The sequence below is a fragment of the Antarcticimicrobium sediminis genome, assembly GCF_004348975.1.
Lineage (GTDB): Bacteria > Pseudomonadota > Alphaproteobacteria > Rhodobacterales > Rhodobacteraceae > Antarcticimicrobium > Antarcticimicrobium sediminis.
Map to the genome: position 1 here is coordinate 131,518 of NZ_SMFP01000008.1, position 26,929 is coordinate 158,446.

Below are 26,929 nucleotides of genomic sequence, written 5' to 3' on the forward strand. Positions count from 1 at the left end.
TAAATTTAGATGCGGATTATTTCGCCGCGATCTTCAGGTCATCGAGCAGATTATTCAACACCAGAAAATCACCAACAGCATCGCAATCCGGCACGGACAGGTCCAGTTCACGGGTCGTGATGCGGTTTGCGCCCTGACGCTGAAGAAGTTGGGCGGAAATGTCGCGGCCACAGTTGTCTGCGGTGACCTCGGCTTCGATGCTCAGCGCGATGGCGCCGCTGCGATCCGCCGCCCCGGCCGGGAAGGTATAGATTTCGGCGATCAGCGGCGAAAGAACATCGGCCTCGCCCAGCCGCAGAACAGAGCCGCTGGCATGATCTGTCGCCCCGGCGGCGGTCGCGCCCGACCAGACATGGCCCGGCGCACCATAACTTGCACCGAATTCGCGGGCGTGGATCTGGAACCCGGCGTTGCCCTGCCATTGCAGCGCAACGCGGTCAAACTCGGCGATACCGGGCACCCGCGCGGTGGCGACGGCGCCGTCGCCATTGTCAAAGGCGGCGATGAAAACCGCCCGTTCGGCCAGCGCCGGGATCTTGACGTTCAGGGAGCCCTCGGAATCGGTGACGGCGGAAAAGATCATCCCATTGTGATGCACGACCATGCGGGTATTGCCGAAGCAGGGCGCGGAAACACTGAAATCGACCATGGCCATCGGGCCGGGTACGGCCTGGGCTGTCACCTCGCAGCCAAGGCCGGGCATTTCCGGGTCCTCGGGTGGCGTTGGCAGGGCCGCATTGGCTGACGGGGCCGCAGCCACTTCCGACACTGTGGGATGCTGGTGCATCTCACTAACCGGAGTCGGGCCGGCGGCTTCGGCCGAGGTCAGGGCGATCTTTTCGATCTCCAGCGGGCCACTTTCAGCGGTACGCACCCGGGCCGGGGCCGGATCGGTCTGGCGGGGTTCGGTCGCTGGCATATTGGCTTCGGCCGGGCTGACCGCCGGTGTGGAGTGCGGCGGCGGCGCGGGTTGGCCGTGCTGCATGCCATAGCCAATGCCCAAGGCACAGGCCAAAGTGCCGCCAGTCAAGCCAATCAAACGCAATCTGGACATCACATCCTCCGTCACCATTCGGGTTGCGTCAGATGTGGCCCCGAAAGGCGGCCAGATCATGGCCGCCTGGGGGTGTCATTCGGGCATCTTCATGCCTGATCAGCCTATCCGACCGTGGCAATGCTTAAATTTTTTGCCACTGCCGCAGGGGCATTTCTCGTTCCGACCGGGGGTGCCCCAGGTGCTGGGGTCATCCTCGACGAAACCGGGGGCGGCGTCCGCCTCGCTCGGGGCGGGGGCAGCTTCGATTGCGGCCTCGGCATCGTCGGCCTGATGCTGCAACTGCGTTTGCTGTGCGGCGAACTGAGCCAGCATCTGGTTCTGCTCTTCCTCGCTCAGCGGGCGCACATGCGACAATTGTTGCGTCACCGTTTCGCGCAGCCCGTCCAGCATGTTTTCGAACAACTGGAAGCTTTCTGTCTTGTACTCGTTCAGCGGGTCGCGCTGCGCATAGCCGCGAAAGCCGATGACCGAGCGCAGATGCTCCAGCGTCACCAGATGTTCGCGCCACTTGGTGTCGATGGTTTGCAGCAGAACCTGTTTTTCGATCTGGCGCATGTTCTCAGAGCCAAAAGCGACCGCCTTTTGCGCCATCATCTCGTCGCTGGCCTTGACCAGACGATCGCGGATTTCTTCGTCGTCGACCCCCTCTTCGGCGGCCCATTCGATCACCGGTTCGTCGAGCCCCATCTTTTCGAGCACCTGCGCGTAAAGCCCGGCGGTGTCCCACTGGTCGGCATAGGATTTCGGCGGCATGTAGGTGTCGATCAGATCGTCGATTACCTGATGGCGCATGTCGGCGGCGATGTCGGACAGGTCTTTGGCTGCCATGATCTCGCGCCGCTGGCCAAAGATCACCTTGCGCTGGTCGTTCATCACATCGTCGAATTTGAGGATGTTCTTGCGCATGTCAAAGTTGCGCCCCTCGACCTTGGCCTGCGCGCGTTCCAGCGACTTGTTCACCCAAGGGTGAATGATCGCCTCGCCCTCTTTCATGCCAAGCGTCTTGAGCACCTTGTCCAGCCGCTCAGAGCCGAAGATGCGCATCAGGTCGTCCTCAAGGCTGAGGAAGAAGACGGTGCGCCCCGGGTCGCCCTGACGGCCCGAACGGCCACGCAATTGGTTGTCGATGCGCCGGCTTTCATGGCGTTCCGAGCCGATGACAAAAAGGCCACCGGCGTCGATCACCTTTTGCTTTTCTGCGGCGTGCTTGGCCTCTTCCGAAGCGCGGATTTCGACCGGGTCGGCGTCCGGGTTCTGTTCCAGCGCGGCCATGACCTTCATTTCGATATTGCCGCCCAACTGGATGTCGGTGCCGCGCCCGGCCATGTTCGTGGCGATGGTCACCGCGCCGAATCGACCGGCATCACCGACGATCTCGGCCTCGCGTTCGTGTTGGCGGGCATTCAGCACGTTATGCGCGACCCCCTCCTTGTCCAGCATCGCCGACAGCACCTCGGATTTTTCGATCGAGGTGGTGCCAACCAGAACCGGCTGGTTCTTTTCGTGGGCTTTCTGGATCTCTTTGATGATCGCTGTGTATTTCTCGACCGTGGTGCGAAACACCTGATCGTCTTCGTCAACCCGTGCGATGGGCCGGTTGGTCGGCACCTCGACAACGCCGAGTCCGTAGATTTCGGCGAATTCCTCTGCCTCGGTGCTGGCGGTGCCGGTCATGCCGGCCAGTTTGTCGTACAGCCGGAAAAAGTTCTGGAAGGTGATGCTGGCAAGCGTCACGTTCTCGGGCTTGATGTCCAGATGCTCCTTGGCCTCGATGGCCTGATGCAGCCCCTCGGACAGGCGCCGCCCCGCCATCATTCGGCCGGTGAATTCGTCGATCAGAACCACATCGCCGTCGCGGACGATGTAATCCTTGTCCTTCTGGAACACCTTGTGCGCGCGCAGACCCTGATTGACGTGGTGCACGATGGTCGTGCTTTCCGGGTCATAAAGGGTTTGCCCGTCTTCCAGCAGACCGCGTGCATGCAACTGTTGCTCAAGGAACTCGTTGCCGTCCTCGGTGAAGGTCACGCCGCGGGTCTTTTCGTCCAGATCGAAATGGTCATCCGACAGCAGCGGGATAATCTCGTCGATGGTGGAATAGAGTTCCGAGCGGTCATCCGCAGGGCCCGAGATGATCAGCGGCGTACGCGCCTCGTCGATCAGAATACTGTCGACCTCGTCCACGATGGCGAAATAGTGATCTTTCTGAAACAGCTCGCTCAGCTCGGACTTCATGTTGTCGCGCAGATAATCAAAGCCGAATTCGTTGTTGGTGCCATAGGTCACGTCGGCCTCATAGGCCGCGATCTTGCTCTCGTTGCTCATGCCGGAAAAGATCACCGCGGCGCGCATGCCGAGGATCTCAAAGACCTTGCCCATCCATTCCGAGTCGCGCGTGGCCAGATAGTCGTTCACCGTGACCACATGAACGCCTTTGCCCACAAGCGCGTTCAGATAGGCCGGGAAGGTGGCGACCAGCGTCTTGCCTTCGCCGGTCTTCATTTCCGAGATATTGCCTTGGTGCAGAAAGATGCCGCCCTTCAACTGGGTGTCGAAGGCGCGCAGCCCCAGCGCCCGGCGGGCGCCTTCGCGGACATTGGCAAAGGCCTCGGGCAGCAGGTCATCAAGGCTTTCGCCGCCCTGCGCGCGTTCGCGCAGCTCGGCGGTTTTTTCCTTGAGCCCCTCGTCGCTGAGTTTTTCAAACTCGGGTTCCAGTGCGTTGATCTTTTCGACCAGCGGCCGCGTCGCCTTGATTTTGCGGTCGTTCGGTGTGCCGAAGACCTTTTTGGCGAGTGTTCCGATACCCAGCATATTTTCTCCAGCGGCTCTGACTTCCTGATGGTTCTGTCAGACTTGCCCGCCCTGCACACAACCCATAGATACGGGGGGAAAGACGGTCCTGACGTCGGCCTTAAGGCGATGTAAGGGGCGGTGGAAACAGTGTCAACGCCGCGCCCTGTCGCGGCCCCATGATAGGATGATTCAATGCTTAAAGGCCTCACCTTCCTGCCCGCGCTGGCGGTTACTGCCCTGATGGCCCTGCCAGCCCTCGCCCAAGAGCCAGACGCCGACACGGTGGTGGCCCGGGTGAACGGTCAGGACATCACGCTGGGGCATGTGATCATTGCCCGCACCTCGCTACCGCAACAGTATCAGCAGCTCCCCGACGAGGTGCTTTATGACGCGATTGTCGAGCAGTTGATCCAGCAAAGCGCGTTGCAGCAGGCCTTTGGCACAGAGGTGCCGCACCGTGTCGAGTTGACGCTGGAAAATGAGCGTCGCTCGCTTCTGGCGGGGGAGCAGATCGAAACGATCATGTCCGCCGCCGCCAGCGACGAGGACATCAACGCCGCCTATGACGCGAAATACGGGGCAAGCTATGCGGCAAAGGAATACAACGCCTCGCATATTCTGGTCGAGACCGAGGACGAAGCCAAAGCGATCCGTGCCGAGCTTGAGGGCGGCGCCGACTTTGCCGATCTGGCAAAAGAGAAATCCACTGGCCCCTCTGGCCCCAATGGCGGCGAGCTGGGCTGGTTCGGCGCAGGCATGATGGTGCCGGAATTCGAAGAGGCCGTGAAGACCATGGCAGCGGGGGATATTTCGCAGCCGGTGCAGACGCAGTTTGGCTGGCATATCGTCAAACTGAACGAGACCCGCGACATGACGCCGCCGACGCTGGACGAGGTGCACGACGAGATTGCCGGTGAATTGCGCCAGCAGGCCGTGGTTGATGGCGTTGATGCACTGGTCGCCGAGGCCGAGGTCGAGCGCCCCGAGGTTGACGGGCTGGAGCCCGCAATGATCAAAGATCTGGACCTGTTGAGGAACTGACCCATGGCCAAGATTACCAAGGTTTCGCCTTTGGCGCCCGCCGCGTTTCCGGATCTGCCGCAGATCGGCGGATTGCGATTTGCCGCTGCCGCCGCCGGGGTTCGCTATGCGGGGCGCACGGATGTCATGCTGGCGGTGATGCAGCCGGGCACGGCGGTGGCGGGGGTTTTCACCCGCTCTGCCACCCGCTCGGCGCCGGTGCTGGATTGTCAGGCCAAGATCGGCGGCGCGGCCGAAGGTCCGGCGGCGGTTCTAGTGAACTCCGGGAATTCCAACGCCTTTACAGGCCATTACGGTCAAGCCTCGGTTGCGGCGATCACTGCTGCAGTCGCCGCCGCCACGGGCGTTCCGGTGACGCGGGTCTTTACCGCCTCGACCGGGGTGATCGGTGAACCGTTGCCGCATGAGCGGATCGTGGCGAAGCTGGACGAGCTAAACGGCGCGCTGTCTGACACCGCCATCGAGCAGGCTGCGCGCGCCATCATGACCACCGACACCTTTGCCAAGGGGGCCTGCGCCACGGTCGAGATTGCGGGCCAGCCGGTGCAGATCGCCGGCATCGCCAAAGGCTCTGGCATGATCGCGCCGGATATGGCGACGATGCTGGTCTATATCTTTACCGACGCCGCCCATGATCAGGCGGCGCTACAGGCGCTGCTTGCACGGCTTACCGACAAGACTTTCAACTGCATCACGGTGGACAGCGACACTTCGACCTCGGACAGCTTGATGCTGGCCGCCACTGGCGCGGCGGGGGTGGATGCCACCGGCAACGCAGCGTTCGAGGCGGCGCTGCAGGGTGTGATGCTGGATCTGGCGCAGCAGGTGGTGCGCGACGGCGAGGGGGCAACCAAATTCGTGGAAATCCACGTCACCGGTGCCGCCAGCGATGCGGACGCCAAGATCCACGCGATGGCGATTGCCAACTCCCCATTGGTCAAGACGGCTGTCGCGGGCGAGGACCCCAACTGGGGCCGCGTCGTCATGGCGATCGGGAAATCCGGCGCCGCCGCGGAGCGTGACCGTCTGACGATCCGGTTTGGTGATATTCTGGTGGCCGAAAACGGCTGGGTCTCCCCTGAGTACAGCGAAGATGAGGCTGCGGCCTATATGAAGGGGCAAGATCTTGTCATCGCCGTTGATCTGGGCTTGGGCGATGGCGCATCCACCGTCTGGACCTGTGATCTGACCCACGGTTATATTGAGATCAACGCGGACTACCGGTCGTGAAAACGCTCCTTGTTTCAGCGGTTGCGCTGATTGACGTCGATGGCCGGGTGCTGCTGGCGCAGCGCCCGGAGGGCAAGTCCTTGGCCGGTTTGTGGGAGTTTCCCGGCGGCAAGGTCGAACCCGGCGAAACCCCGGAGGCCGCCTTGATTCGCGAGCTGGACGAGGAGTTGGGGATCAACACCTGGTCCTCGTGCTTGGCGCCGCTGACCTTTGCGAGCCATAGCTATGAGGATTTCCATCTGTTGATGCCGCTCTACGCCTGCCGCAAGTGGGAGGGGCAGCCGCAGGGCTGCGAAGGTCAGCGTTTGAAATGGGTTCGCGCCGCCGATTTGCGCGACTATCCGATGCCGCCAGCGGACCTGCCACTGATCCCGATTTTGCGTGATTGGCTCTGATCCGGGCCGAAATTTACCGAAATGCCCACGGAATCTCACTTATTTTGACGTCGATGCACAAAAAAACACCATATTTTGTTGGTCCACACGGTCAATTGGCGAAACTTTGGGCGTTCTGTGTATAGGTAGATTCGTTAACCCGATGTATGATGAAGCCTCAGCGTGTATGAGGAGGATCTGACATGCTCCGGACCATCACAGTTGGAAGTTATGTATCGGTACAAGGCGTGTTTGTCCGATCATTGCCCAACGGCAAAATTGTCGTCCGGGTTGGTCGCAGTATTTATGAGGGCACGCCCGTCAAGACCGCGGCTTAGTGACCGTGCCCCATAGAACGTAAAAAAGGGACGACGCAATGCGCCGTCCCTTTTCTGTTTCTGCAAGCTTGCGCGGATCACTCCAGCGTGCGGGTCACTTCTTCGCGCTCGAAGATCTCGATCACATCGGCGGGACGGATATCGTCGTAGCTTTCGAACGCCATGCCGCATTCCTGACCGGACTGCACCTCGGCAACCTCGTCCTTGAAGCGTTTCAGCGTCTTCAGCGTGCCTTCGTGGATCACCACGTTGTCGCGCAGCAGGCGCACACCGGCCGAGCGGCGGGCGATGCCTTCGGTGACCAGACAACCAGCCACTTTGCCAACGCCGGTAACTTTGAACACTTCCTTGATCTCGGCATAGCCGATGAACTTCTCGCGAACCTCGGCCGACAGCAGGCCAGAAGCCGCCGCTTTCACATCGTCCACAAGATCATAGATCACCGAATAATACCGGATCTCCACGCCTTTTTGGTTGGCCGAGTTCCGCGCCGGTGCATTTGCCCGCACGTTGAAGCCGATCACCGGCGCCCCCGAGGCTTCGGCAAGGCCGATATCGCTCTCGGTGATGGCGCCGACGCCCGAATGCAGTACGCGCACACGCACCTCGTCGTTGCCGACTTTTTCCAGCGCCTGAACGATGGCCTCGGCAGAGCCCTGCACGTCGGCCTTCACCAGAATGGGCAGCTCGGCCACGTTCTGATCGTCCTTGGCCTTTTGCATCAGCTGTTCCAGCGTCGTGGCCGCACCTGCAACCGCGCGCTTTTCCTTGGCCTTTTCCTGGCGATATTCGGCGATTTCACGCGCCTGCGCCTCGGTGTCGACAACGTTCAACACGTCGCCGGCCTCTGGCGTGCCATTCAGGCCCAGAACCTCGACCGGAACCGACGGACCAGCTTCTTTGACGCGCTCGCCCTTGTCGTTCTCCATCGCACGGACCTTGCCCCATTGTTCGCCGACGACAAAGATGTCGCCCTGGCGCAGGGTGCCGTGTTGAATCAGAACCGTGGCCACGGGCCCGCGGCCCACATCCAGCTTGGCCTCGATCACGGCACCTTGGGCCGCGCGATCCGGGTTGACCTTGAGCTCAAGGATCTCAGCCTGCAGCGCGATCGCTTCAAGCAGCTCATCCAGACCCTGGCCAGTCTTCGCAGAAACTTCGACATCCTGAACTTCGCCGGACATCTTTTCGACGAGCACTTCATACTGAAGCAACTGGGCCCGTACCTTGTCAGGATCGGCGGCAGGTTTGTCGACCTTGTTGATCGCAACGATCATCGGAACACCGGCCGCCTTGGCGTGATTGATCGCCTCGATGGTCTGCGGCATCACCGAGTCGTCGGCAGCCACCACCAGAATGACGATATCCGTCACCTGCGCCCCGCGCGAGCGCATCGAGGTAAAGGCGGCGTGACCCGGCGTATCGAGGAAGGTCAGCTTTGCGCCGTCCTTGGTCTGCACCTGATAGGCGCCGATATGTTGGGTGATCCCGCCAGCTTCTCCGCTGGTCACGCTGGTGTCGCGGATGGCGTCCAGCAGCGAGGTCTTGCCGTGGTCCACGTGGCCCATGATGGTGATGACCGGCGGACGCGATTTCAGATCGTCGGGGTTTTCCTCGACCTCTTTGATCACGGATTCGACATCGGCATCGGAAACACGCACGACCCGGTGGCCGAATTCCTCGATGATCAATTCGGCGGTGTCGGCATCGATGGTCTGATTCTGCGTGACCATCATGCCCATGTTCATCAGCGATTTCACCACGTCAGAGACACGTTCCGCCATCCGGTTGGCCAATTCGCTGACCACGATGGTTTCGGGTAACTGTACGCCACGGACAACCTTTTCACGCTCAACATTGCCGCCCATGGCTTTTTGCCGGGCGCGCTCTTGCTTGCGTTTCATGGCGGCCATCGACCGTTGCCGACCGCCTTCGCCACCGGTCAGTGCCTGGTTCAGCGTCAATTTGCCGGCACGGCGGCCGCCATCGTCGCGAGTCTTGTTGCGCGGGGTGCGTGCAGGTTGTTCCCGCTCGCGTTCCACCTTGCGCGGTGTCTGCGTTGCCGCCGGTTTGCCACGAGACGGCTCTGCCGCTGCGGTCGGTTCGGTCGGCGCGGCGGCAGCCTGCTTGGCCGCATCTTCGGCCTCGCGCCGCTTGCGTTCTTCTTCTTCGGCCTTTTCACGGGCGCGCTCTTCGGCCTCGCGCTGTTCGCGCTCCTTGGCCTCGGCTTCGGCCCGGCGGCGTTCGCGGTCTTCGGCACGCTTGCGCTCGTCTTCCTCGCGCTGGAGCGCTTCACCGGCTTCGCGGGCCTTGGCGGCCTGCAGAGCCTTCAGACGACGCTCCATCTCGGCATCGGTGATTCCTGCGGGGCGGCGCGACGGAACGCCGATCTTGGCAGAGCCAAGCCCAGTCGATTTGGTCCCACCCGGCTTGGGCACGACAACGCGCTTCCGTTTGGTTTCCACCACGACATTCTTTGTCCGCCCATGGCTGAAACTTTGTTTCACGTTCCCCGAGCGGGGACCCCCATGCAGACCCAAAGTCTTTTTGCCGTCACTATCGCTCATAAAGCTCAATTTCCTTCCCGATGGCCGTTGCCATCGTTCGATTCACGCACTCCGCGCAAGCGTTGGGCTTCCTCTACAACACGTTTGCTGAGTCCACCAGAGGCGAGCGCCGCATGTACCACAGTTTCGCGGCCAAAGGCCATGCCCAGTTCATCCGTTGTCAGCCATCCAATATAGCTGCCAAAATGCGGTGTACTAAGTTTCGATTTACCCCGGCCCGATCCGTCGACTGCCTGTATCAGAATTTTGGCGTCTTCCCTGTCGAGCCAGGCTTTCACTTTTTCATATCCGGAGACCGCAGCGCCGGATTTGCGCGCCAGGCTGATCAGATCAACCACCCGGCGGGCCAACATCCGTTCCACGGTATTGACCAGATCCGGCGGCGTTTTCACCGGTTGCTTCAGCGCACGGGCAAACAGGTTCTTGTCCTCTGCCCGCTGCAACGCCGCGCGGTCCGCGGCAACATACACACCATGGCCTGGCAGCTTGCCCAGTATATCGGGCACCACCATGCCGTCGGGGCCGGCTACGAACCGGATCAGGCCGCCCTTGGGCTGCGTCTCGCCCGTGGCGATACACTTCCGTTCGGGACCGTCCTGCCGGTCTTTCGAGGCGCCACCGCGACTCATGTCGAACCCCCCGGGGCCTGCATTCAGGCCCCGGCCTCCTCGTTTGTTTCGTCGATTTCGTCTTCGCCTTCGGCGTCGTCCTCTGTTCCGGCGTCAAGTTCGGCGGGATCAACCCAGCCAAGCTGAATGCGCGCGGTCATGACCAGGGTCTGTGCCTCTTCCAGCGTCATGTCGAAGGGTTCGAGGATACCGTCATCCTTGACCCGTTCGCCATCGACCGTGGTCCAGCCGCCGGCCAGCTCCCAGTCGGCGCAGGTGGCGAAATCTTCCAGCGTGCGGACGTCGTCCTTGGCCAGCGCCTCGATCATCTGGGGTGTCAGGCCTTCGAAATCAATCAGGCTGTCCTCGACACCCAGCGCGCGGGCGTTGTCGAGCGCCGCCTTGGCCTGGGCTTCAAGGTAATCGCTGGCGCGGGCCTGCAGCTCTTCGGCGGTGCTTTCGTCGACACCGTCGATCACCAGCAGCTCGTCGCGATCGACATAAGCGACCTCTTCAAGGTTGGTGAACCCTTCCGAGACCAGAAGCTGGGCAAAGAATTCGTCCAGATCGAGGGTTTCCATGAAGAGACCGGTGCGCGCTTCGAATTCCTTCTGGCGGCGCCCGCTTTCCTCTTCCTCGGTCATGATGTCGATATCCAGCCCGGTCAGCTGCGATGCAAGCCGCACGTTCTGACCGCGCCGGCCGATGGCCAGGCTCAGCTGTTCCTCGGGAACCACGACCTCGATCTTGCCGGCTTCCTCGTCCAACACCACTTTCGACACTTCGGCCGGTTGCAGCGCGTTCACCAGGAAGGTCGGCATGTCTTCGGACCACGGGATGATGTCGATCTTTTCGCCTTGCAGTTCGTTCACCACGGCCTGCACACGGCTGCCGCGCATACCAACGCAGGCGCCGACCGGGTCGATCGAGCCGTCATAGGAAATCACGGCGATCTTGGCGCGGCTGCCCGGGTCGCGGGCCACGGCCTTGATCTCGATGATGTTGTCGTAGATCTCCGGAACTTCCATCTTGAACAGCTCGGCCATGAATTCCGGTGCGGTACGGCTGAGGAAGATCTGGGGCCCGCGCGGTTCGCGGCGCACATCCTTGATATAGCAGCGGATGCGATCGTTCGGACGATAGCTTTCGCGGCCGATCTTTTCGTTGCGACGCAGGATCGCTTCGCCCGAGCCGACATCGACGATGACGTTGCCGTATTCTTCGCGCTTGACGACGCCGTTGATGATGGTGCCGGCGCGGTCCTTGAATTCTTCGTATTGACGATCCCGCTCGGCTTCGCGAACCTTTTGCAAGATCACCTGCTTGGCCGATTGCGCCGCGATGCGGCCCATTTCGACCGGCGGAACCTCTTCGACGAACTCATCGCCCACTTTGGGCTCGGCCATGTATTGCTTGGCCTGCTGGACCGTGAATTCCGACTGGTAATTCTCCAGATCGTCATCCTCGACCACGGTGCGCACCCGGGTAAAGGTGGCCTTGCCGGTCTTGCGGTCGATGTGGACACGGATGTCCATCTCGGCGCCATAGCGGCTTTTCGCGGCACGTGAGAGGCTCTCTTCCATGGCCTCGACCACGAGGCCGGGTTCAATCATCTTTTCGCGGGCCACTGCCTCGGCGGTCTGCAAAAGCTCAAGCTGGTTTGCGGAAGTGATAGCCATCACATGTCCTCCTCAACGGACCCTTCGGTCTCTATTTCGTCAAACTTGTCTTCGTTCAGGGTGCCGGCCGCCTTGCGTTGGCGCAGCATCTCCTTGATCAGGTCTTCGGTCAGCACCAACTTGGCATCGCTCAGCCAGTCGAAATCAAGGCCGATGGTGACCTCTTCGCCGTCCTTGTCGATATTGATCAGCACCTCGTTGCCTTCAAGTCCGGCCAGCATGCCCTTGAAGCGGCGGCGGCCCTCAATCAGCTCGGTGGTTTCGATCTTGGCCTCATACCCCTCAAAGGTGTCGAAATCCTTTGGCCGGGTCAGGGGGCGGTCGATGCCGGGGCTGGAAACCTCAAGCGTATAGGTGTCAAGGATCGGGTCCTCGACATCCAGAACCGCACTGACCGCATGGGAGATCGCGGCGCAGTCATCCACCTCGATGCCGCCGCTTTCCTTGTCGGCCATCACCTGCAAGACGGTGGACTTGCCCGACATCAGGCGCACGCGCACCAATTCGAACCCAAGATCCTCGATCACGGGGGTGATGATCTCGGCAAGACGCCGGTCAATCGCAGCTTTTGCTATCAGGTCGTTGTTCATATCGTCCAAACACAAAAAAACGGGCACACGGCCCGTCATAAATCATCCGGAGGAGCCCCAGGCCAGAGCCTGACGCGCCGCTGTTGAGGGCCATATACGACGTAGGACTTGAGTCTTCAACCCCTTGCGTGGGCGCGTTCGGATTTACCGCTACCCGATCCACCAGCGCTCGGCGATTCGCCCATCATCAAGCGCGGCACGGGTGCCGATCTTGGACGGCACGCCAACGCCCCGGCGGGCGGCGAGCGCCATGTTTTCGGCCGAAGGGTGATAGCGGAACGCACCGCGCTCCAGCAGCCCCTCGGGCTGTGGCAGGGCGGCGATATCGACGAACCCGTCGCGCAGGGCTTCGGCGCGCACGGTCGCGTCGGGGATCACGATGATTTCAATGCTGTCGGCCCAGCCGGCCTGACCTTGCTTGTAATGGTCCGCGACCTTGCTGGCGCGGAAATGGCGGCTGTCGCGGGCGCTGTCGGGGCGATAGGCACCGGTGCCCATGGCCTCACCGGGCGTCCTGTCGATCCGGCCCGCCGCGGCGATCACACGTTCGGGGGCCGCCAGATGATAGGGCAGATCGGGGTCGCCGGTGGCCAGTTCCAACAACAGCGTGCGGGGGCGTTCGGCCTCCACCCGGATCAGGCCGGGAACCTCCCACGCCCGGACCGAGGCCAGCGCATCAGTGATGCCAAGCGCTGTGCCGTCATGAAACACCACCCCGTCGCGCAGCTCGAATCGCCACTGGCGTGCATCGGCGCTGCCGGTCCAACCTGTCGCCAGCTCCGGGCGCAGCACCCCGTCGGGGCCGATCTCGGTCAAGCCGTCGAACACGGCGCCGCGGGCCACCTGCTCAAGGCTGCCGTCGCGCGGCACCGCTAGCCGCAGCCGTCCACCCGGACGCGGCGCGGCATCCAGCGAGACGCCGGTCGCCGCCAGCAGTGCCGCCGCGGCACCCGAGGTAAACAGCGCGCGTCGGTCCAACCGGGTCATGCCGCAGCCTTTGCGATGTGGTTCATCACCCGCACCAGTTCGGCGGTGATTCCCGGTTCGGACAGCGCATGGCCCGCATTGCGCACCATCGTCAGCTCTGCCATCGGCCAGAGTTCGCTCAGCTTCCACGCGGCGCTGGGGGGGCAGATCATGTCATAGCGGCCTTGGACGATCACGCCGGGAATGTGCGAAATCCGGCCCATATTGGCCAGAATCTGCCCGTCGAATTCCAGAAAGCCGGCATTGACGAAATAATGATTCTCCAACCGGGCAAAGGCGTGGGCGTAATGGCCGGGGCTTTCGCCCGAATGGCCGTTGGACAGGATCGAGGCCAGCGCATTTTCCCAAGCCGACCAAGCGCGGGCATATTTCGTCTCTTCCGCCAGATCCCCGGAAAACAGCCGTTTGTTGTACGCTTTGATCAGGTCACCGCGTTCGTTCTCTGGGATCGGCGCCACGAAGCGCGCCCATGTTTCCGGCCAGAACCGACCGGCGCCGCCGCCATAGAACCAGTCCAGCTCGGCCTGGGTCATCAGGAACACGCCGCGCAGCACCAGTTGTGTCACCCGGTCGGGATGGGTCTGGGCATAGATCAACGCCAGCGTCGCGCCCCAGCTTCCGCCAAAGACGATCCAGTCGTCGATTCCCAACAGCCGCCGGATCCGCTCGATATCGGCGACCAGATGCCAAGTGGTATTGTCGGTGACCGAGGCATGCGGTTGCGAGCGTCCGCAGCCGCGCTGATCAAACAGCACCACGCGATAGATGTTTGGGTCGAAAAAACGCCGCATGATCGGGCTGCTGCCGCCGCCCGGACCGCCATGCAGCACCACGACGGGGATGCCCTGAGGGTTGCCGCATTGCTCGACATAGATGCTGTGACCCTGCCCGACGTCGACCATTCGCCGGTCGAATGGTTCGAAGGGCGGATGAAGATATTGCACCGCGCGCTTTTGATCGGGGGACTTGTCCATTACTGACCTATATAACCTCTCAGGATAAAAGAGCGAATGGTGAACGGAATGCAAGTGTCTCAAACCACGGTTGACCCCTCGGAAATCGCAAAATTCGAGGCGATGGCCGCCGAATGGTGGGATCCCTCGGGCAAGTTCAAGCCTTTGCACATGCTCAATCCTTGTCGGCTGGACTATATAACCGGCCAGATCGCCGCCGAATTCGACCGCGACCTGTCAGCGCAACGGCCCTTTGCCGGGCTGCGGCTGCTGGATATAGGCTGTGGTGGCGGGTTGCTGTCCGAACCGATGGCGCGGCTCGGGGCCGAGGTGGTGGGGGCGGATGCCGCCGGGGGCAACCTGCCGGTCGCCCGCATCCATGCCGAACAGTCGGGGCTGGAGATCGATTATCGCCATACCACGGCCGAGGCGCTGGCCGAGGCGGGCGAACAGTTCGACGTGGTGCTGAACATGGAGGTGGTCGAACATGTGGCCGACCCGCTGTCCTATCTCACCGCCTGCCGCCAGCTTCTTAAGCCGGGCGGGCTGCACATCTGTTCGACCATCAACCGCAATCCGAAATCCTTTGCCGTCGCCATTCTGGGGGCCGAGGTGGTGATGCGCTGGCTGCCGCGTGGCACCCATGAGTGGTCGAAATTCATAACCCCGGACGAGCTGATCGAATTGCTGAAAAACTCTGGCGTCACGCCGGTGGATCGCAAGGGGTTCGTGTTCAACCCGGTCAGCTGGCGCTGGAGCCTGTCCGACCGCGATCTGAGCGTGAACTACGTCACCGCCAGTATAAAGCAGGGCTGACGAAACGGCGGCGGCCCGGGTCCTCGGGGGTGATGGACAGGTGCCGCGCGCGCGCCTAGGCTACCGCTGATACCAGCAACCGGAGAGCCATAATGAAACTGATCATGTCCCCTGCTTCGCCCTTTGTCCGCAAGGTGGCGGTGCTGATTCTGGAAACCGGCCAGCAGGGCGATATCGAGCAGGTGGAGGTGGCCACCACACCGGTCAACACCGCCGAGGCGGTCTGGGCCGCCAACCCGCTGGGCAAGATCCCGGCGCTGGTGCTGGAGGATGGCCGTGCTCTGTATGACAGCCGCGTGATCACCCGGTTTCTCGACGACCGCGTCAAAGCCGGGCTCTATCCCGAAGATCGGCTGTGGGATGTGCTGACGCTGGAGGCCACGGCGGATGGCATTCTCGAAGCGGCGGTGCTGATGGTCTATGAGGGCCGGGTGCGCCCGCCGGAATTGCGCTCTGACCTCTGGGTCGAGGCGCAGTGGACCAAGGCGATGACGGCGCTCAAGGCGGTGAACGACCGCTGGCTGGCGCAGTTGGAGGGACCGCTCGATATTGCGCAGATCGCTATGGGCTGCGCGCTGGGCTATCTCGACTTTCGCCATTCCGACCGCGATTGGCGCAAAGGCAACGCTGCGCTGGCCGAGTGGTACGCCCGGTTTGAAGCGCGCCCTGCCATGGTGGCGACGCGTCCCCCCGTCTGAGTCGCGTCTGAGTCGCACCTGAGTCGTGCGGGGGGTCTTGGTCGGGGTTTGACACAGGTCATGTTCCGCCCCCGGCTGTCGGGGCGAGGATAGCAAGACAAGGGGAGATCGCCGATGTCTGAGAAAGCGCAAACCGAACACGGCCAGCTGGTCGGCGTCGAAAAGCTGCGGTCGTCCTGCGATCCCGCCAGCCTCGGCTTTGCCACCACGGCAGAGCTGGAGCCGCTCGACGGGCTGATCGGGCAGGACCGGGCGATGGAGGCGATCCGCCTTGCCGCGGGCATGCGCGCCAGCGATTTCAACCTGTTCGTGCAGGGGCCGCCGGGGATGGGGCGGCATGATTCGGTGACGACCTATCTTCGCGAACATGCCGCCACTTTGGCGGAGCCCGACGACTGGGCCTACGTCAACAACTTCGACGCACCGCACAAGCCCTGCGCGCTGCGCCTGCCGCCGGGGGTCGCGCGCAAGCTGGCGTTGGAAATGCAGGACGTGGTGGATGATCTGGCGATCGACATCGCGGCACTGTTCGAATCCGACGATTATCAGGCCGCCAGCCGCGTCATAAACGAGGAATTCGGCGAACAGCAGGAACACACGATGGCGGCCTTTGCGGAAAAGGCCAAGTCCGAAGATGTGGCGATGATGCGCACGCCGATGGGCATCATGCTGACCGCGATCAAGGATGGCGAGGTGGTCAAGACCGACCGGTTCGATGCGCTGCCGGAGGACGAACGCAAAACGATCGAGGAAAAGATCAACCGGTTGCAAGTCGAGCTTTCGGAAATCCTGCGCAACGCCCCCAAGCTTGACCGCGAACGCCGCCGCCGGATCGAGGCGCTGAATGCCGGGATGGTGGGCGAAGTGGTGTCGTCGCGCCTGCGCGAGGCGCGCGACGCCTTTGCCGATATCGAGGTGGTGCAGGCCTATCTGGCCACGGTCGAGGAGGACATGATCGGCAATGCCGAGATGTTCCTTGCTGTGACCCAGCAACAGCCCGACGGGCCGTTCCCCGAATCAGTGCACAAGGCGCACAGCAATCCGGCGTTCCAGCGTTATATGGTAAACGTCATGGTCACCCGCGAGGGGGACGCGCCGCGCGGCGCACCGCTGGAGACCGAGGATCTGCCCACGCTCGACCGACTGGCGGGCAGGATCGAGCATGTCTCGCAGATGGGCGCGCTGATGACCGATTTCACCATGATAAAGCCCGGTGCGCTGCATCGTGCCAATGGGGGTTATCTGATTTTGGACGCGCGCCGCCTGCTGTCCGAGCCGATGGCATGGCCGACGCTGAAGCAATGTCTGCAAAGCGAATCGATTCCCATCACCTCGCTGGGGGAACGGCTCAGCCTGATCTCCACCACCTCGCTGGAGCCGGACCCGATTCCGATGAACGTGCGCGTCGTGCTGATCGGGGATCGGATGCTTTATGCGATGCTGATCACGCTGGACCCGGATTTCGGCGAACTGTTCAAGCTGCAGGCCGATTTCGAGGAAAGCATCGCGCGCAGCGATGATACTCAGGCGCTGTTTGCCCGGGTGATCGGGACGCGCGCCGCTAGGAACGGGTTGCGCCCGGTCTCGGCCGGGGGGGTGGCGCGGCTGATGGACGAGGCGGTGCGACGGGCCGAGGACGCCAGCAAGCTCAGCCTGCATCTGGGCGCGCTGGCGGATCTGCTGCGCGAGGCCGACCATTATGCCGGTGAGGGCGCGCGGGACATCGTCATCGCCGAGGATGTGGAGCACGCGGTGCAGCAGGCCGACCGTCGCGCCTCGCGGATCAAGGACCGGATGCGCGAGATGGTGCGCCGCAAGACCCTCCTGATCGACACTTCGGGCGAGGCGGTTGGTCAGGTCAACGGGCTGTCGGTGATCGGGCTGGGCGGATACCTGTTCGGGCGACCGGCGCGAATCACCGCCCGCACCCGTATGGGCAGCGGCAAGCTGATCGACATCGAACGCGAGGTCGAGCTGGGCGGGCCGCTACATTCCAAGGGGGTGTTGATCCTGTCGGGCTACCTGAGTTCGACCTATGCGCTCGACGTGCCGTTTTCGTTGCAGGCCAGTCTGGTGTTCGAACAAAGCTATGGCGGCGTCGACGGCGACAGCGCCTCGGCGGCGGAACTGTTCGCGCTGATTTCCTCGCTGTCGGGCGTGCCGATCCATCAGGGCTTTGGCGTGACCGGATCGGTCAACCAGAATGGCCAGATTCAGGCCATTGGCGGGGTCAACGAAAAGATCGAGGGCTTTTTTGAAACCTGCCTTGATCAGGGGCTGACCGGCGATCAGGGGGTGATGATTCCTGCGGCGAATGTCGATCATCTGATGTTGCGTCAGGATGTGGTCGAGGCGGTGCGCGACGGCCAGTTCCGGGTGATTGCCATTTCAACCATAGACGAGGGGCTGGGGGTGCTGACCGGACGCGATCCGGGCGCACGGGGGCCGGACGGGGGCTTTCCGCCCGACACGGTCAACGGGCTGGCCGAGGCCCGGTTGCGTGGCTTTGCCGAGCAGCGGTTGAAATTCAGCCAATCCGCCAAGCCGACGGGGCAGGGGGGCTGATCATGGCGGCGCCGGGCCCGGGTCATAAACGCATTCTGGTGGGGGCAGGCAGTTTCGCCGACGCCCGCGCCGCGCTGGCGATCCTCGATCTGTTGTCCGGCGTCGGCATCACCGATATCGGCGGGCTGTTCCTTGAGGATCGCGAGGTGATGGAGGCCGCCACCCCACGGACGAGCGCGTTGGTCAGCCCGCGCGGGGCAATCGGCACCGCCCCGTCGCGTCAGGTTCTGCGCCTGATGTGGCGCAGCGATGCCCGTGCCTTTCGCGACCGACTGATCCAACTCGCCGCACGCCGCGCCCTGCGCTGGAGCTTTGAGCGCGCGCCGGGGGAACCGGTTGCCGGGCTTTGCAATGTTGCCCATAGCTGGGACTGGCTGTTGATCGGCCATCTGCCCTCGGGCGCGCATGCGGGCCGGGTGGTCGGCGTCTTTCACGGTGCCGCTGCGGGCGGCGACGGTGTCGGGGAGTTGACCGAAGGCTTGGCGCGATCGCTGGGCACCGGGGCCGAGTTGATCGCGGATACCCTGCCCGAGGCCGACATTCTGGCGCGGCTAGAACGGGTCCATGCCGCTGCGGTAGTGATCGACGCCGGTGCCGGGCCATTTCGCACCGCCGCGCAGATCCGCGCGCTGCTGGCCGCCGCGCGCTGCCCGATCCTTGTTCTGGGGGCCGCGGGCATCCCCAGCCTGGTCGAATACAGCACGCAGATTCCCCAACCACCGCCGGGGCAGGCGGGCTAGTTTTCCGGCGTGTTCGGGGCTCATTCGGGGGCCCGAGACCTGATGCGCCGGGCCGGGATGCTGCCAATGCGGTGCCAATGGTGTGACCAAACTGCGTCAAACGGCCACGTATGCGACTTCTTGAACCGCCAAACACGCTGGACGAACCGGTTTCACAGCGTTAGATACCCGCGGTGAGACACCGTCCTTAAGCATGGGTATGCAGCGGTGTACGCGCATATTTGCCCCTTGCGGGCGCAGGAATCGGAGAAAACCTCGTGTCCCACGCAGAAGACCACGAAGGCACCCGGAGGGATTTCCTCTATTACGCCACTGCAGGCGCTGGTGCCGTGACCGCCGGGGCTGCCATCTGGCCGCTGGTCAACCAAATGAACCCTTCAGCTGATGTGCAGGCGATGTCGTCGATCCGCGTCGATGTGAGCGGCGTCGAGACCGGCACCCAGATCAGCGTGAAATTCCTTGGCAAGCCGGTGTTTATTCGCCGCCGCACCGAGGAAGAGATCGCGCAAGGCCGCGAAGTGGCGCTGGCCGATCTGGTCGATCCGCTGTCTGAAAACCCGAACAAGCCGGGCACCGATGCCTCGGACCAGAACCGCACCCTCGACGAGGCGGGCGAATGGCTGGTGATGATGGGGGTCTGCACCCATCTGGGCTGTGTGCCGCTGGGCGATAACTCGGGCGACTTCAATGGCTGGTTCTGCCCCTGCCACGGCTCGCACTACGACACTGCGGGGCGTATCCGCAAAGGGCCGGCGCCGCAAAACCTGCATATACCGATGACCGAGTTCGTCGACGACACCACGATTAAGCTGGGTTAAGGGAACGCAAATATGTCCGGAATTCCGCACGACCATTACGAGCCCAAGACCAAAGGCGAAAAGTGGCTGGACAGCCGCCTGCCGATCGTCGGGCTGCTTTACAACACCATCATGATCCCGACCCCGAAAAACCTGAACTGGTGGTGGATCTGGGGCATCGTTCTGGCATTCTGCCTGGTGCTGCAAATTGTCACCGGCATCGTTCTGGTGATGCACTACACCCCGCACGTGGACATGGCCTTTGCCAGTGTCGAGCATATCATGCGCGACGTGAATGGCGGCCACATGCTGCGGTATCTGCATGCCAACGGCGCGTCGCTGTTCTTTGTTGCCGTCTATATCCACCTGTTCCGCGGCCTGTTCTACGGCTCGTACAAAGCCCCGCGTGAGATCACCTGGATCATCGGCATGTTGATCTATCTGGCGATGATGGGCACCGCCTTCATGGGTTATGTGCTGCCTTGGGGTCAGATGTCGTTCTGGGGCGCCACCGTGATCACCGGCCTGTTCGGGGCGATCCCGCTGGTCGGCGAATCGATCCAGACCTGGTTGCTGGGTGGGCCAGCCGTGGACAACGCCACGCTGAACCGCTTCTTCTCGCTGCACTATCTCCTGCCCTTTGTGATCGCGGCGCTGGTTGTCGTGCATATCTGGGCCTTCCACACCACCGGCAACAACAACCCCACCGGGGTCGAAGTGCGCCGCGGCTCGAAGGAAGAGGTCAAGAAAGACACGCTGCCGTTCTGGCCGTATTTCGTGATCAAGGATCTTGTCGGCCTGTCGATCGTGCTGGTGATCTTCTGGGCGGTCGTGGGCTTCATGCCGAACTATCTGGGCCACCCCGATAACTATATCGAGGCAAACCCGTTGGTGACGCCGTCGCACATCGTGCCGGAATGGTACTTCCTGCCGTTCTACGCAATCCTGCGGGCCTTCACCTCTGAAGTCTGGGTGGTTCAATTCGCCTCGTTCATCACCGGCGGTATCGTCGACGCCAAGTTCTTTGGTGTGATCGCGATGTTCGGTGCGATTTTGGCAATGGCGCTGACGCCTTGGCTCGACACCTCTTCGGTGCGGTCCGGGTCCTATCGGCCGATGTTCAAATGGTGGTTCTATCTGCTGGTCATCGACTTCATCACGCTGATGTGGCTCGGGTCCATGCCGGCAGAGGAACCCTATGCCTCGATCTCCCTGATCGCTTCGGGCTATTGGTTCGCCTACTTCCTGGTCATTCTGCCGATCCTCGGCGTGATCGAAAAGCCAAGCGCAATCCCGGCCACGATCGAAGATGATTTCGCGGCTCATTATGGCAAGTCGTCGGACGCTTCAGCGCCCGAAGTCACCGCCGCCGAGTAAGAAAAGGGACCGACTAAAATGTTCAAGAAACTTGCAATCGGTGCCGCCTTTGCCTTGGCTCTTGCCCCGGCCGCGTCTATCGCGGCCGGCGCGGGTGGCCACGTCGAAGATTTCGCCTTCTCGTTCGAGGGGCCGTTCGGCAAATACGACCAGAACCAACTCCAGCGCGGGTTGCAGATCTATACCGAGGTCTGCGCCGCCTGCCATGGGATGAAACAGGTTCCGATCCGGTCGCTGTCTGATGCGGGCGGGCCGAACCTGCCCGCGGATCAGGTCCGCGCCTATGCGGCGCAGAACTTTGAAGTGTTCGACGCCGAGCTTGACGATTTCCGTCCGGCCAAACCGGTCGACCACTTCCCGGCCAATACCTCGGCCGGCGCTCCGGATCTCAGCATGATGGCCAAGGCCCGCGCCGGGTTCCACGGCCCTTACGGCACCGGGATCAACCAGTTCCTCAGGGGGATCGGCGGGCCGGAGTACATCGCCTCGATCCTGAACGGCTATGCGGACGCCCCGGATTGCGCACCTGAGGATTTCACCGGCTATTACAACACTGTTTTTGCCCCCGGTGGCTATCCTGACGAGTGCAAGATCTATGACGAGCACGGGATCGAGATCGGCCGCAAGGCACCGGGATCGTGGATCGCAATGGCGCCGCCCCTTTCGGGCGAGGATATCGATTTCGCCGATGGTCACTCGAACGAGCTGCACCATGAGACACAGGACGTCGCAGCGTTCCTGATGTGGGCGGCAGAGCCCAAGATGATGGCGCGCAAACAAGCTGGCCTTGTTGGCGTATTGTTCCTGACCATCCTGTCGGTTCTGCTTTACCTGACCAACAAGCGGATCTGGGCCCCGATCAAGGGCAAGCGCAACGACCACTGATCAGGGTCGCTACGACGCACACGGTTTGAACCCCTGCCCATTGGGCGGGGGTTTTCTTTGTCTGGGGCTTACTCTGTCGCCACCCGTGGCCGCCCGCTGGCCTCGGCCGTGAGGGTCGCCTCGACGAAGACGGCGCGCGCCTCTACCTGCGCGGTGCGGATGTCGTGGGCGACGCTGACATGGACTCCTTGCGCCCCAGCGGCACGCGCGGCACGCGCGGCCTCGGCCCGCAGGGCGGCTTCAAGATGGGCCAGTGCCGCCTCCGGGTCCGGGAAATCTTCCGGCCCCGTCTCCAGATGGGCGCGAAACCGCCCTTCGGACGGCACCGTGATCGTACCGCTGCGCCGCACCGTCACCCGCCCAACCACTGCGCCGATGGCATTGGCCACGCCCGCATGGGGTGGTAGCACCATCGTGCAGCGCAGGCGCGTGCCCACCGCCGGGTAATAACAGGCGGCCGAGGCCCCCAGCCCGATCACGTCGCAGTTTAGCCGGGCATCCAGCGCCAGCAAACCGCGATGCCCGTCCAGCCCTTTGCGCAGCAGCACATGGCGCGCCAGATCCGCCGGAGCCTGGGAAAAGCTCTCGCCCTCCTCGGAAAAAGAAGTCTCTAACAGGGCCAATACAGTCTGTTCGGTAAGCTGATCGACAATCATCCGGGCGAGCGGCTCTGCCCCGTCGGCTAGCTGCCCACCATCGCCGGTGCGCTTGCGCGCCATCAGTTCCAGCGCCACCCGCGCCGCGGTGCCGTCCCAGCTGTCGAGCTGGCCCAGTACATGGCTCGCGTCCGTCGGGGTGACGCCGGCAAGCTGCACCAGACCCCGGTTCACCAGCCGGTCCAACGCGCTCTGATCCATGCGTGTGCGCAACAATCGCGACAGCGGCAGCACCGTATCGCCCAAACGCTCCAGTAGCAGCGCCTCGCGCGGTCCCAGCCGCTCCGCCTCCATGCCGGGCACCGCGCGAGCAAAGCGGGCGTCGTGCTCGCCCGCAACCGGATTGCGCAATTGTGCCTCCAGTGTTGCAAAAACCTCTGCGCCCGTCTCTGTCGCGATCAGCGCGATAGGAAGCACGCGGCGCGGGCCAAGCGTGACGCCCCCTGCCAACCCCATGGCGCGCATCCGCACCTCGCTGTCGCCGCCCAGACCGGTGGTGCGCATCGCCACCGCTTCGACCATGGTGCGGTGCCCGCCAACCTGCGCCCCGTCCGGGTCGATCGCGGGCCGTCCGTTCCGAATCACCGCGACATCCGTGGTGGTGCCCCCGATGTCGGACACGATGGCCTCTTGCGCGCCGGTCAACCAGCGCGCGCCCACGATCGAGGCCGCCGGTCCGCTTAGAATCGTCTCTATTGGCCGGGTTCGGGCCTGTTGCGCGCTCATCAACGCGCCATCGCCGCGCACCACCATCAGCGGCGCCGTTACCCCGATCTCGCGCAGCACATCGCTCGCGCGCCCGATCAGCCGGTCGATCATGCCAATCAACCGGGCGTTCAGCACCGCCGTCACCGCCCGTTTCGGCCCGTTCAGCCGCGCAGAAAGCTGGTGCGAACAGGTGACTGGGCGGCCGGTTCGCTCGGAAATGATCTGCGCGACGGCCTGTTCATGCGCTGGGTTGCGGGTGGCGAACAGCCCGGCAACGGCATATCCGGAAATGCCGGATTCAGTCTCTAAAAATTCATTCAGAGTCGCAACATCCAAGGGCGCGGCCTCGGTTCCGGCGTGGCTGTGCCCGCCCGCGATGACACATGCGGGATCTCCCGCCAGTGCCTCGCGCAGGTCGGGGCGTTCGGGGTCCGTGGGGCGAAACCCGACAAGGATCAGCGCCACGCGCCCGCCTTGGCCTTCGACCAGCGCATTGGTGGCCAATGTGGTCGACAGCGCGGCCAGCCCGATGTCGCCCGGGCCCACCCCGGCCTCGGCCAGAACCGCGCGCACCGCCGCGCCGACCCCCAGCGCCAGATCGTGGCGGGTGGTCAGGGCCTTGGCACTTGCCACGACGACGGCCTCGTCGCGGATCAGCACCGCATCGGTATAGGTTCCGCCCGTATCCACACCCAACGCCAGCGCCATGCCAGATCCTCCAATGTTTGTCTCTGAATTCGATCTCTAAACGGGGCGTTCGCGCTGCGTCGCGCCCGTTTGCGTCATCGCGCAAGCCGTCGTGCCGCCCACTGCGCGGCGTCGGCCACCGCCGCGTCAGGATCGCCCATCAGGCCCTGCGCGACCTCGGTCAATGCCACATCCCCCGAATTGCCAATGGCATAAAGCACATTGCGCACAAACCGGTCGCGGCCGATCCGTTTGACCGGGCTGCCGGAAAACAGCGCCCGGAATGCGGCATCATCCAACTGCGCCAGGTCTGCCAGGCGTGGGGCTTCCAACTCTGCCCGCGCGGCATAGCGTATGTCGCTGGCGGCGACCGCGAATTTGTTCCACGGGCAGGCGGCCAGACAATCGTCACAGCCATAGATCCGGTTGCCGAGCTTTTCGCGCAGATCTTCCGCCACCGGTCCGTGATGTTCGATCGTAAGATACGAAATACAGCGCCGCGCATCGAGCCGATAGGGCGCCGGAAAGGCATCGGTCGGACAGGCCGTCAGACAGGCCCGACATGATCCGCAATTGTCCTGTTCCGGCGCATCCACCGGCAGTTCCAGCGTTGTAAAAATAGACCCTAAAAAGGCCCAGTTGCCAAAATCCCGACTGACAAGATTGGTGTGCTTGCCTTGCCAGCCCAGCCCGGCGGCCTGCGCCAGCGCCTTTTCCGGCACCGGGGCGGTATCGACAAAGACCTTGACCTCTGGCCGCGCGTCGCCGCCTTGGGGCAGGGGGCTCCACTTGCCGGTCGTGCTGTCGCGGTTGCCGCCCTTTTCCACAGTGTCTATTAGCCAGCGCGCCAACCGCTTGAGCCGTTTCTTGACGATGTCATGATAATCGCGGTTCTGCGCATAGACCGAGATCGCGCCGCGATCGCGCAGACCCAAAACCGCTGTCGGATCATGTCCGGGCGTATAACTTTCGGCAAGCATCAGGACCGAGCGCGCCTCGGGCCAGAGCGCATGCGGATCGCCGCGCCAGTGCATCCGCTCTTCCATCCAGCCCATTTGCCCATGATACCCGGCCTCGACAAAACGGGCGAGCCGCGCGGGCACCTCGGGCACGTCCCAAGGGCGGCAGATCCGCGCCGCGACGAATCCCTCTTCCCGCGCCTGCGCCAGCAAGCGGGCTTTCACCTCATATGTCGGATCATGTTCCAAGCTCACCTCGTCGGGATCGGGCGCACCGCGTGTCGCGCCAAAAGGGCCCAGTGCGCGGTGAAAATCAACCCCCCGCGCCGGGGCTTGCAAGCGGCCCCCGTGCCACGCATCTAGGGGGGTATGAGCAACACGCTTCTTTGTCTTGGCGCGGGATACTGCGCGCGCGCGCTGGCGCGTCACCCCCTGATGGCGCAGGGCTGGCGCATTCGTGGCACCACGCGGAGCGGGGAAAACGCCGCCGCGCTGGCCCGGCTGGGGATCGAGCCGTTGATCTGGTCCGGCACGGACCCGCTGCCGGCGCTGCGAGAGGCCAGCCATCTTCTGATTTCCGCATCCCCGGGACAAGAGGGCGATCCGGTGCTGGCCGCGCTGGGGGATGAGATTTCGCGCGTTGCCCCGCGCCTGACATGGGTTGGTTATCTCTCCACCACCGGGGTCTATGGCGACCATCACGGCGGCTGGGTCGATGAGCAAACCCCGCTCGTCCCGTCCACCGCGCGTGGCAAGATGCGGGTGCGGGCCGAGGCGCAATGGGCTGCCGTCCCGAATCTGGCGCTGCATATCTTTCGCCTCGCCGGGATCTATGGCCTCGGACGTGGCCCCTTTGCCAAGGTTCGCGCCGGCACCGCGCGCCGTATCGTCAAGCCGGGACAGGTGTTCAGCCGCGCCCATGTGGACGATATCGCGCAGGTGCTCGCCGCCTCCATCGCGCATCCCGACCCTGGCGCGATCTATAACGTCTGCGATGATGACCCGGCCCCGCCCGAGGACGTGATCGCCGAGGCCGCCCGCCTGCTGGGGCAGGAGATCCCCCAGGAGGAGCGGTTCGAGACCGCCGAAATGTCCGACATGGCGCGCAGCTTTTATGCCGAGAACAAGCGGGTTAGAAATGAGCGGATCAAGCGCGATCTGGCTGTGCGCCTGCTGTACCCAAGCTACCGCGAGGGGTTGGCGGCCCTGCTTGCGCAGGAGCAAACCGGATGAGCAGCGCGGGCCAGCCCCGCAGCCTGACCGGCCTGCTCGATGCGCTGGACGCGGCCGCGACCGGCCCCAGCGTCAGCGTGGCTGACGTGCTCACCCATGTGGGCGAGCGATCCTTCACCCCGGTAATCCTGGCCGTTGCGCTGCTGTTGGTCTCGCCCGCCTCGGGCATTCCCGGTGTGCCGACGCTCTCGGCGTTTTTGATCGTGCTGGTGGGGGTTCAGGGTCTGGCGAGGCGGCGGCATCTGTGGCTGCCTGGCGTACTGATGCGCCGACAGATCGGGTCCGAGCGGTTCCGCAGCGCGATTGGCTGGCTGCGCCGCCCGGCGGGCTGGATCGACCGGCATTCCCACGCCCGCCTGCGCGGGCTGACATGGGGGCCGGCGCGGCTGGTGGCCTTTACGCTTTGCGTGGTGATCCCGATGATGTGGCCGGCGCTGGAACTGGTGCCCTTTGTCACCTCCATCGGCGCGGGGGCGGTGGCGCTGATCGCCTTTGGCCTGCTCACCCGAGACGGGCTTTATGTGCTGCTGGGCTATGTCATGTGCGGCGCCGGGGTGGCGGCGGTCATGGCGCTGGTGTGAGGCGCTGACG

General features: G+C 63.3%; 22 protein-coding genes. 12 read left to right on the forward strand and 10 right to left on the reverse strand.

Annotation, left to right across the window (positions count from 1 at the left end; all coding sequences use genetic code 11):
• Positions 1 to 16: 16 nt before the first annotated feature.
• Together E1B25_RS13340 and secA are read right to left on the reverse strand one after the other, a co-directional pair.
• On the reverse strand, positions 17 to 1,054 hold the full coding sequence (locus E1B25_RS13340) for a hypothetical protein (protein ID WP_132830011.1): 1,038 nt from the start codon (positions 1,052 to 1,054) through the stop codon (positions 17 to 19).
• 99 nt (positions 1,055 to 1,153) lie between these two features.
• Positions 1,154 to 3,868, reverse strand: coding sequence for a preprotein translocase subunit SecA (gene secA / locus E1B25_RS13345; RefSeq protein WP_132830012.1), 2,715 nt, complete (start codon positions 3,866 to 3,868; stop codon positions 1,154 to 1,156).
• Positions 3,869 to 4,042: 174 nt separating this feature from the next.
• Between secA and E1B25_RS13350 the strand changes: the two genes are divergently transcribed.
• From E1B25_RS13350 to mutT, 3 genes are read left to right on the forward strand one after another with little or no spacing between them, the layout of a single operon-like run.
• Positions 4,043 to 4,891 carry a peptidylprolyl isomerase gene (locus tag E1B25_RS13350; protein WP_132830013.1) on the forward strand — a complete coding sequence of 283 codons (849 nt, stop codon included), beginning with the start codon at positions 4,043 to 4,045 and terminating at the stop codon, positions 4,889 to 4,891.
• A gap of 3 nt (positions 4,892 to 4,894) precedes the next feature.
• Positions 4,895 to 6,121 carry a bifunctional glutamate N-acetyltransferase/amino-acid acetyltransferase ArgJ gene (argJ, locus tag E1B25_RS13355; protein WP_132830014.1) on the forward strand — a complete coding sequence of 409 codons (1,227 nt, stop codon included), beginning with the start codon at positions 4,895 to 4,897 and terminating at the stop codon, positions 6,119 to 6,121.
• Complete coding sequence (gene mutT / locus E1B25_RS13360) at positions 6,118 to 6,516, forward strand: 8-oxo-dGTP diphosphatase MutT (protein WP_132830015.1); 399 nt, start codon at positions 6,118 to 6,120, stop codon at positions 6,514 to 6,516. The genes argJ and mutT overlap by 4 nt, the downstream gene beginning before the upstream one ends.
• A 394-nt stretch (positions 6,517 to 6,910) precedes the next feature.
• On the opposite strand, the gene infB is transcribed toward mutT, so the two are convergent.
• From infB to pip, 6 genes are all read right to left on the reverse strand, one after another.
• Complete coding sequence (gene infB, locus E1B25_RS13365) at positions 6,911 to 9,400, reverse strand: translation initiation factor IF-2 (protein ID WP_132830016.1); 2,490 nt, start codon at positions 9,398 to 9,400, stop codon at positions 6,911 to 6,913.
• A gap of 5 nt (positions 9,401 to 9,405) precedes the next feature.
• Positions 9,406 to 10,029, reverse strand: a complete 624-nt coding sequence (locus E1B25_RS13370) for an RNA-binding protein (RefSeq protein WP_132830017.1) — start codon at positions 10,027 to 10,029, stop codon at positions 9,406 to 9,408.
• A gap of 23 nt (positions 10,030 to 10,052) precedes the next feature.
• A complete protein-coding gene (nusA, locus tag E1B25_RS13375) occupies positions 10,053 to 11,687 on the reverse strand; it encodes a transcription termination factor NusA (protein ID WP_132830018.1) in 1,635 nt (544 codons plus the stop codon).
• On the reverse strand, positions 11,687 to 12,277 hold the full coding sequence (gene rimP / locus E1B25_RS13380) for a ribosome maturation factor RimP (protein WP_132830019.1): 591 nt from the start codon (positions 12,275 to 12,277) through the stop codon (positions 11,687 to 11,689). The genes nusA and rimP overlap by 1 nt, the downstream gene beginning before the upstream one ends.
• Positions 12,278 to 12,427: 150 nt before the next feature.
• Positions 12,428 to 13,264: an ABC transporter substrate-binding protein gene (locus tag E1B25_RS13385; protein ID WP_132830020.1), complete on the reverse strand. Its 837-nt coding sequence runs from the start codon at positions 13,262 to 13,264 to the stop codon at positions 12,428 to 12,430.
• Complete coding sequence (gene pip, locus E1B25_RS13390; protein ID WP_132830021.1) at positions 13,261 to 14,238, reverse strand: prolyl aminopeptidase; 978 nt, start codon at positions 14,236 to 14,238, stop codon at positions 13,261 to 13,263. Before pip ends, E1B25_RS13385 begins: the two co-directional genes overlap by 4 nt.
• Positions 14,239 to 14,286: 48 nt before the next feature.
• Here pip and ubiG point away from each other — a divergent pair, with 48 nt between their 5' ends.
• The 7 genes from ubiG (at position 14,287) to E1B25_RS13425 (ending at position 22,095) form a co-directional block, all read left to right on the forward strand.
• The gene (gene ubiG / locus E1B25_RS13395; protein WP_132830022.1) at positions 14,287 to 15,033 is read left to right on the forward strand and encodes a bifunctional 2-polyprenyl-6-hydroxyphenol methylase/3-demethylubiquinol 3-O-methyltransferase UbiG; all 747 of its coding nucleotides are present in this window, start codon (positions 14,287 to 14,289) and stop codon (positions 15,031 to 15,033) included.
• A 92-nt stretch (positions 15,034 to 15,125) separates the two neighbouring features.
• A complete protein-coding gene (locus E1B25_RS13400; protein ID WP_132830023.1) occupies positions 15,126 to 15,731 on the forward strand; it encodes a glutathione S-transferase in 606 nt (201 codons plus the stop codon).
• Positions 15,732 to 15,845: 114 nt separating this feature from the next.
• Positions 15,846 to 18,296: a Lon protease family protein gene (locus E1B25_RS13405; protein WP_132830024.1), complete on the forward strand. Its 2,451-nt coding sequence runs from the start codon at positions 15,846 to 15,848 to the stop codon at positions 18,294 to 18,296.
• A gap of 2 nt (positions 18,297 to 18,298) precedes the next feature.
• On the forward strand, positions 18,299 to 19,036 hold the full coding sequence (locus E1B25_RS13410; RefSeq protein ID WP_132830025.1) for a hypothetical protein: 738 nt from the start codon (positions 18,299 to 18,301) through the stop codon (positions 19,034 to 19,036).
• A 257-nt stretch (positions 19,037 to 19,293) separates the two neighbouring features.
• Positions 19,294 to 19,854 (forward strand): ubiquinol-cytochrome c reductase iron-sulfur subunit, encoded by a 561-nt coding sequence (gene petA / locus E1B25_RS13415; RefSeq protein WP_132830026.1) that lies wholly within the window; start codon positions 19,294 to 19,296, stop codon positions 19,852 to 19,854.
• 12 nt (positions 19,855 to 19,866) lie between these two features.
• On the forward strand, positions 19,867 to 21,210 hold the full coding sequence (petB, locus tag E1B25_RS13420) for a cytochrome b (RefSeq protein ID WP_132830027.1): 1,344 nt from the start codon (positions 19,867 to 19,869) through the stop codon (positions 21,208 to 21,210).
• An 18-nt stretch (positions 21,211 to 21,228) separates the two neighbouring features.
• Entirely contained in the window at positions 21,229 to 22,095 is an 867-nt protein-coding gene (locus tag E1B25_RS13425) for a cytochrome c1 (RefSeq protein WP_132830028.1), read from the forward strand.
• 68 nt (positions 22,096 to 22,163) lie between these two features.
• Here the strand turns inward: E1B25_RS13425 and E1B25_RS13430 are convergent, their stop codons facing one another.
• Both E1B25_RS13430 and queG read right to left on the reverse strand, forming a co-directional pair.
• A complete protein-coding gene (locus tag E1B25_RS13430; RefSeq protein ID WP_132830029.1) occupies positions 22,164 to 24,167 on the reverse strand; it encodes a hydantoinase/oxoprolinase N-terminal domain-containing protein in 2,004 nt (667 codons plus the stop codon).
• Between the two features lie 74 nt (positions 24,168 to 24,241).
• Positions 24,242 to 25,354 (reverse strand): tRNA epoxyqueuosine(34) reductase QueG, encoded by a 1,113-nt coding sequence (gene queG / locus E1B25_RS13435; RefSeq protein WP_132830093.1) that lies wholly within the window; start codon positions 25,352 to 25,354, stop codon positions 24,242 to 24,244.
• 120 nt (positions 25,355 to 25,474) lie between these two features.
• Between queG and E1B25_RS13440 the strand changes: the two genes are divergently transcribed.
• Entirely contained in the window at positions 25,475 to 26,338 is an 864-nt protein-coding gene (locus E1B25_RS13440; protein ID WP_132830030.1) for an SDR family oxidoreductase, read from the forward strand.
• Positions 26,335 to 26,919: an exopolysaccharide biosynthesis protein gene (locus tag E1B25_RS13445; protein WP_132830031.1), complete on the forward strand. Its 585-nt coding sequence runs from the start codon at positions 26,335 to 26,337 to the stop codon at positions 26,917 to 26,919. The genes E1B25_RS13440 and E1B25_RS13445 overlap by 4 nt, the downstream gene beginning before the upstream one ends.
• Positions 26,920 to 26,929: the final 10 nt, after the last annotated feature.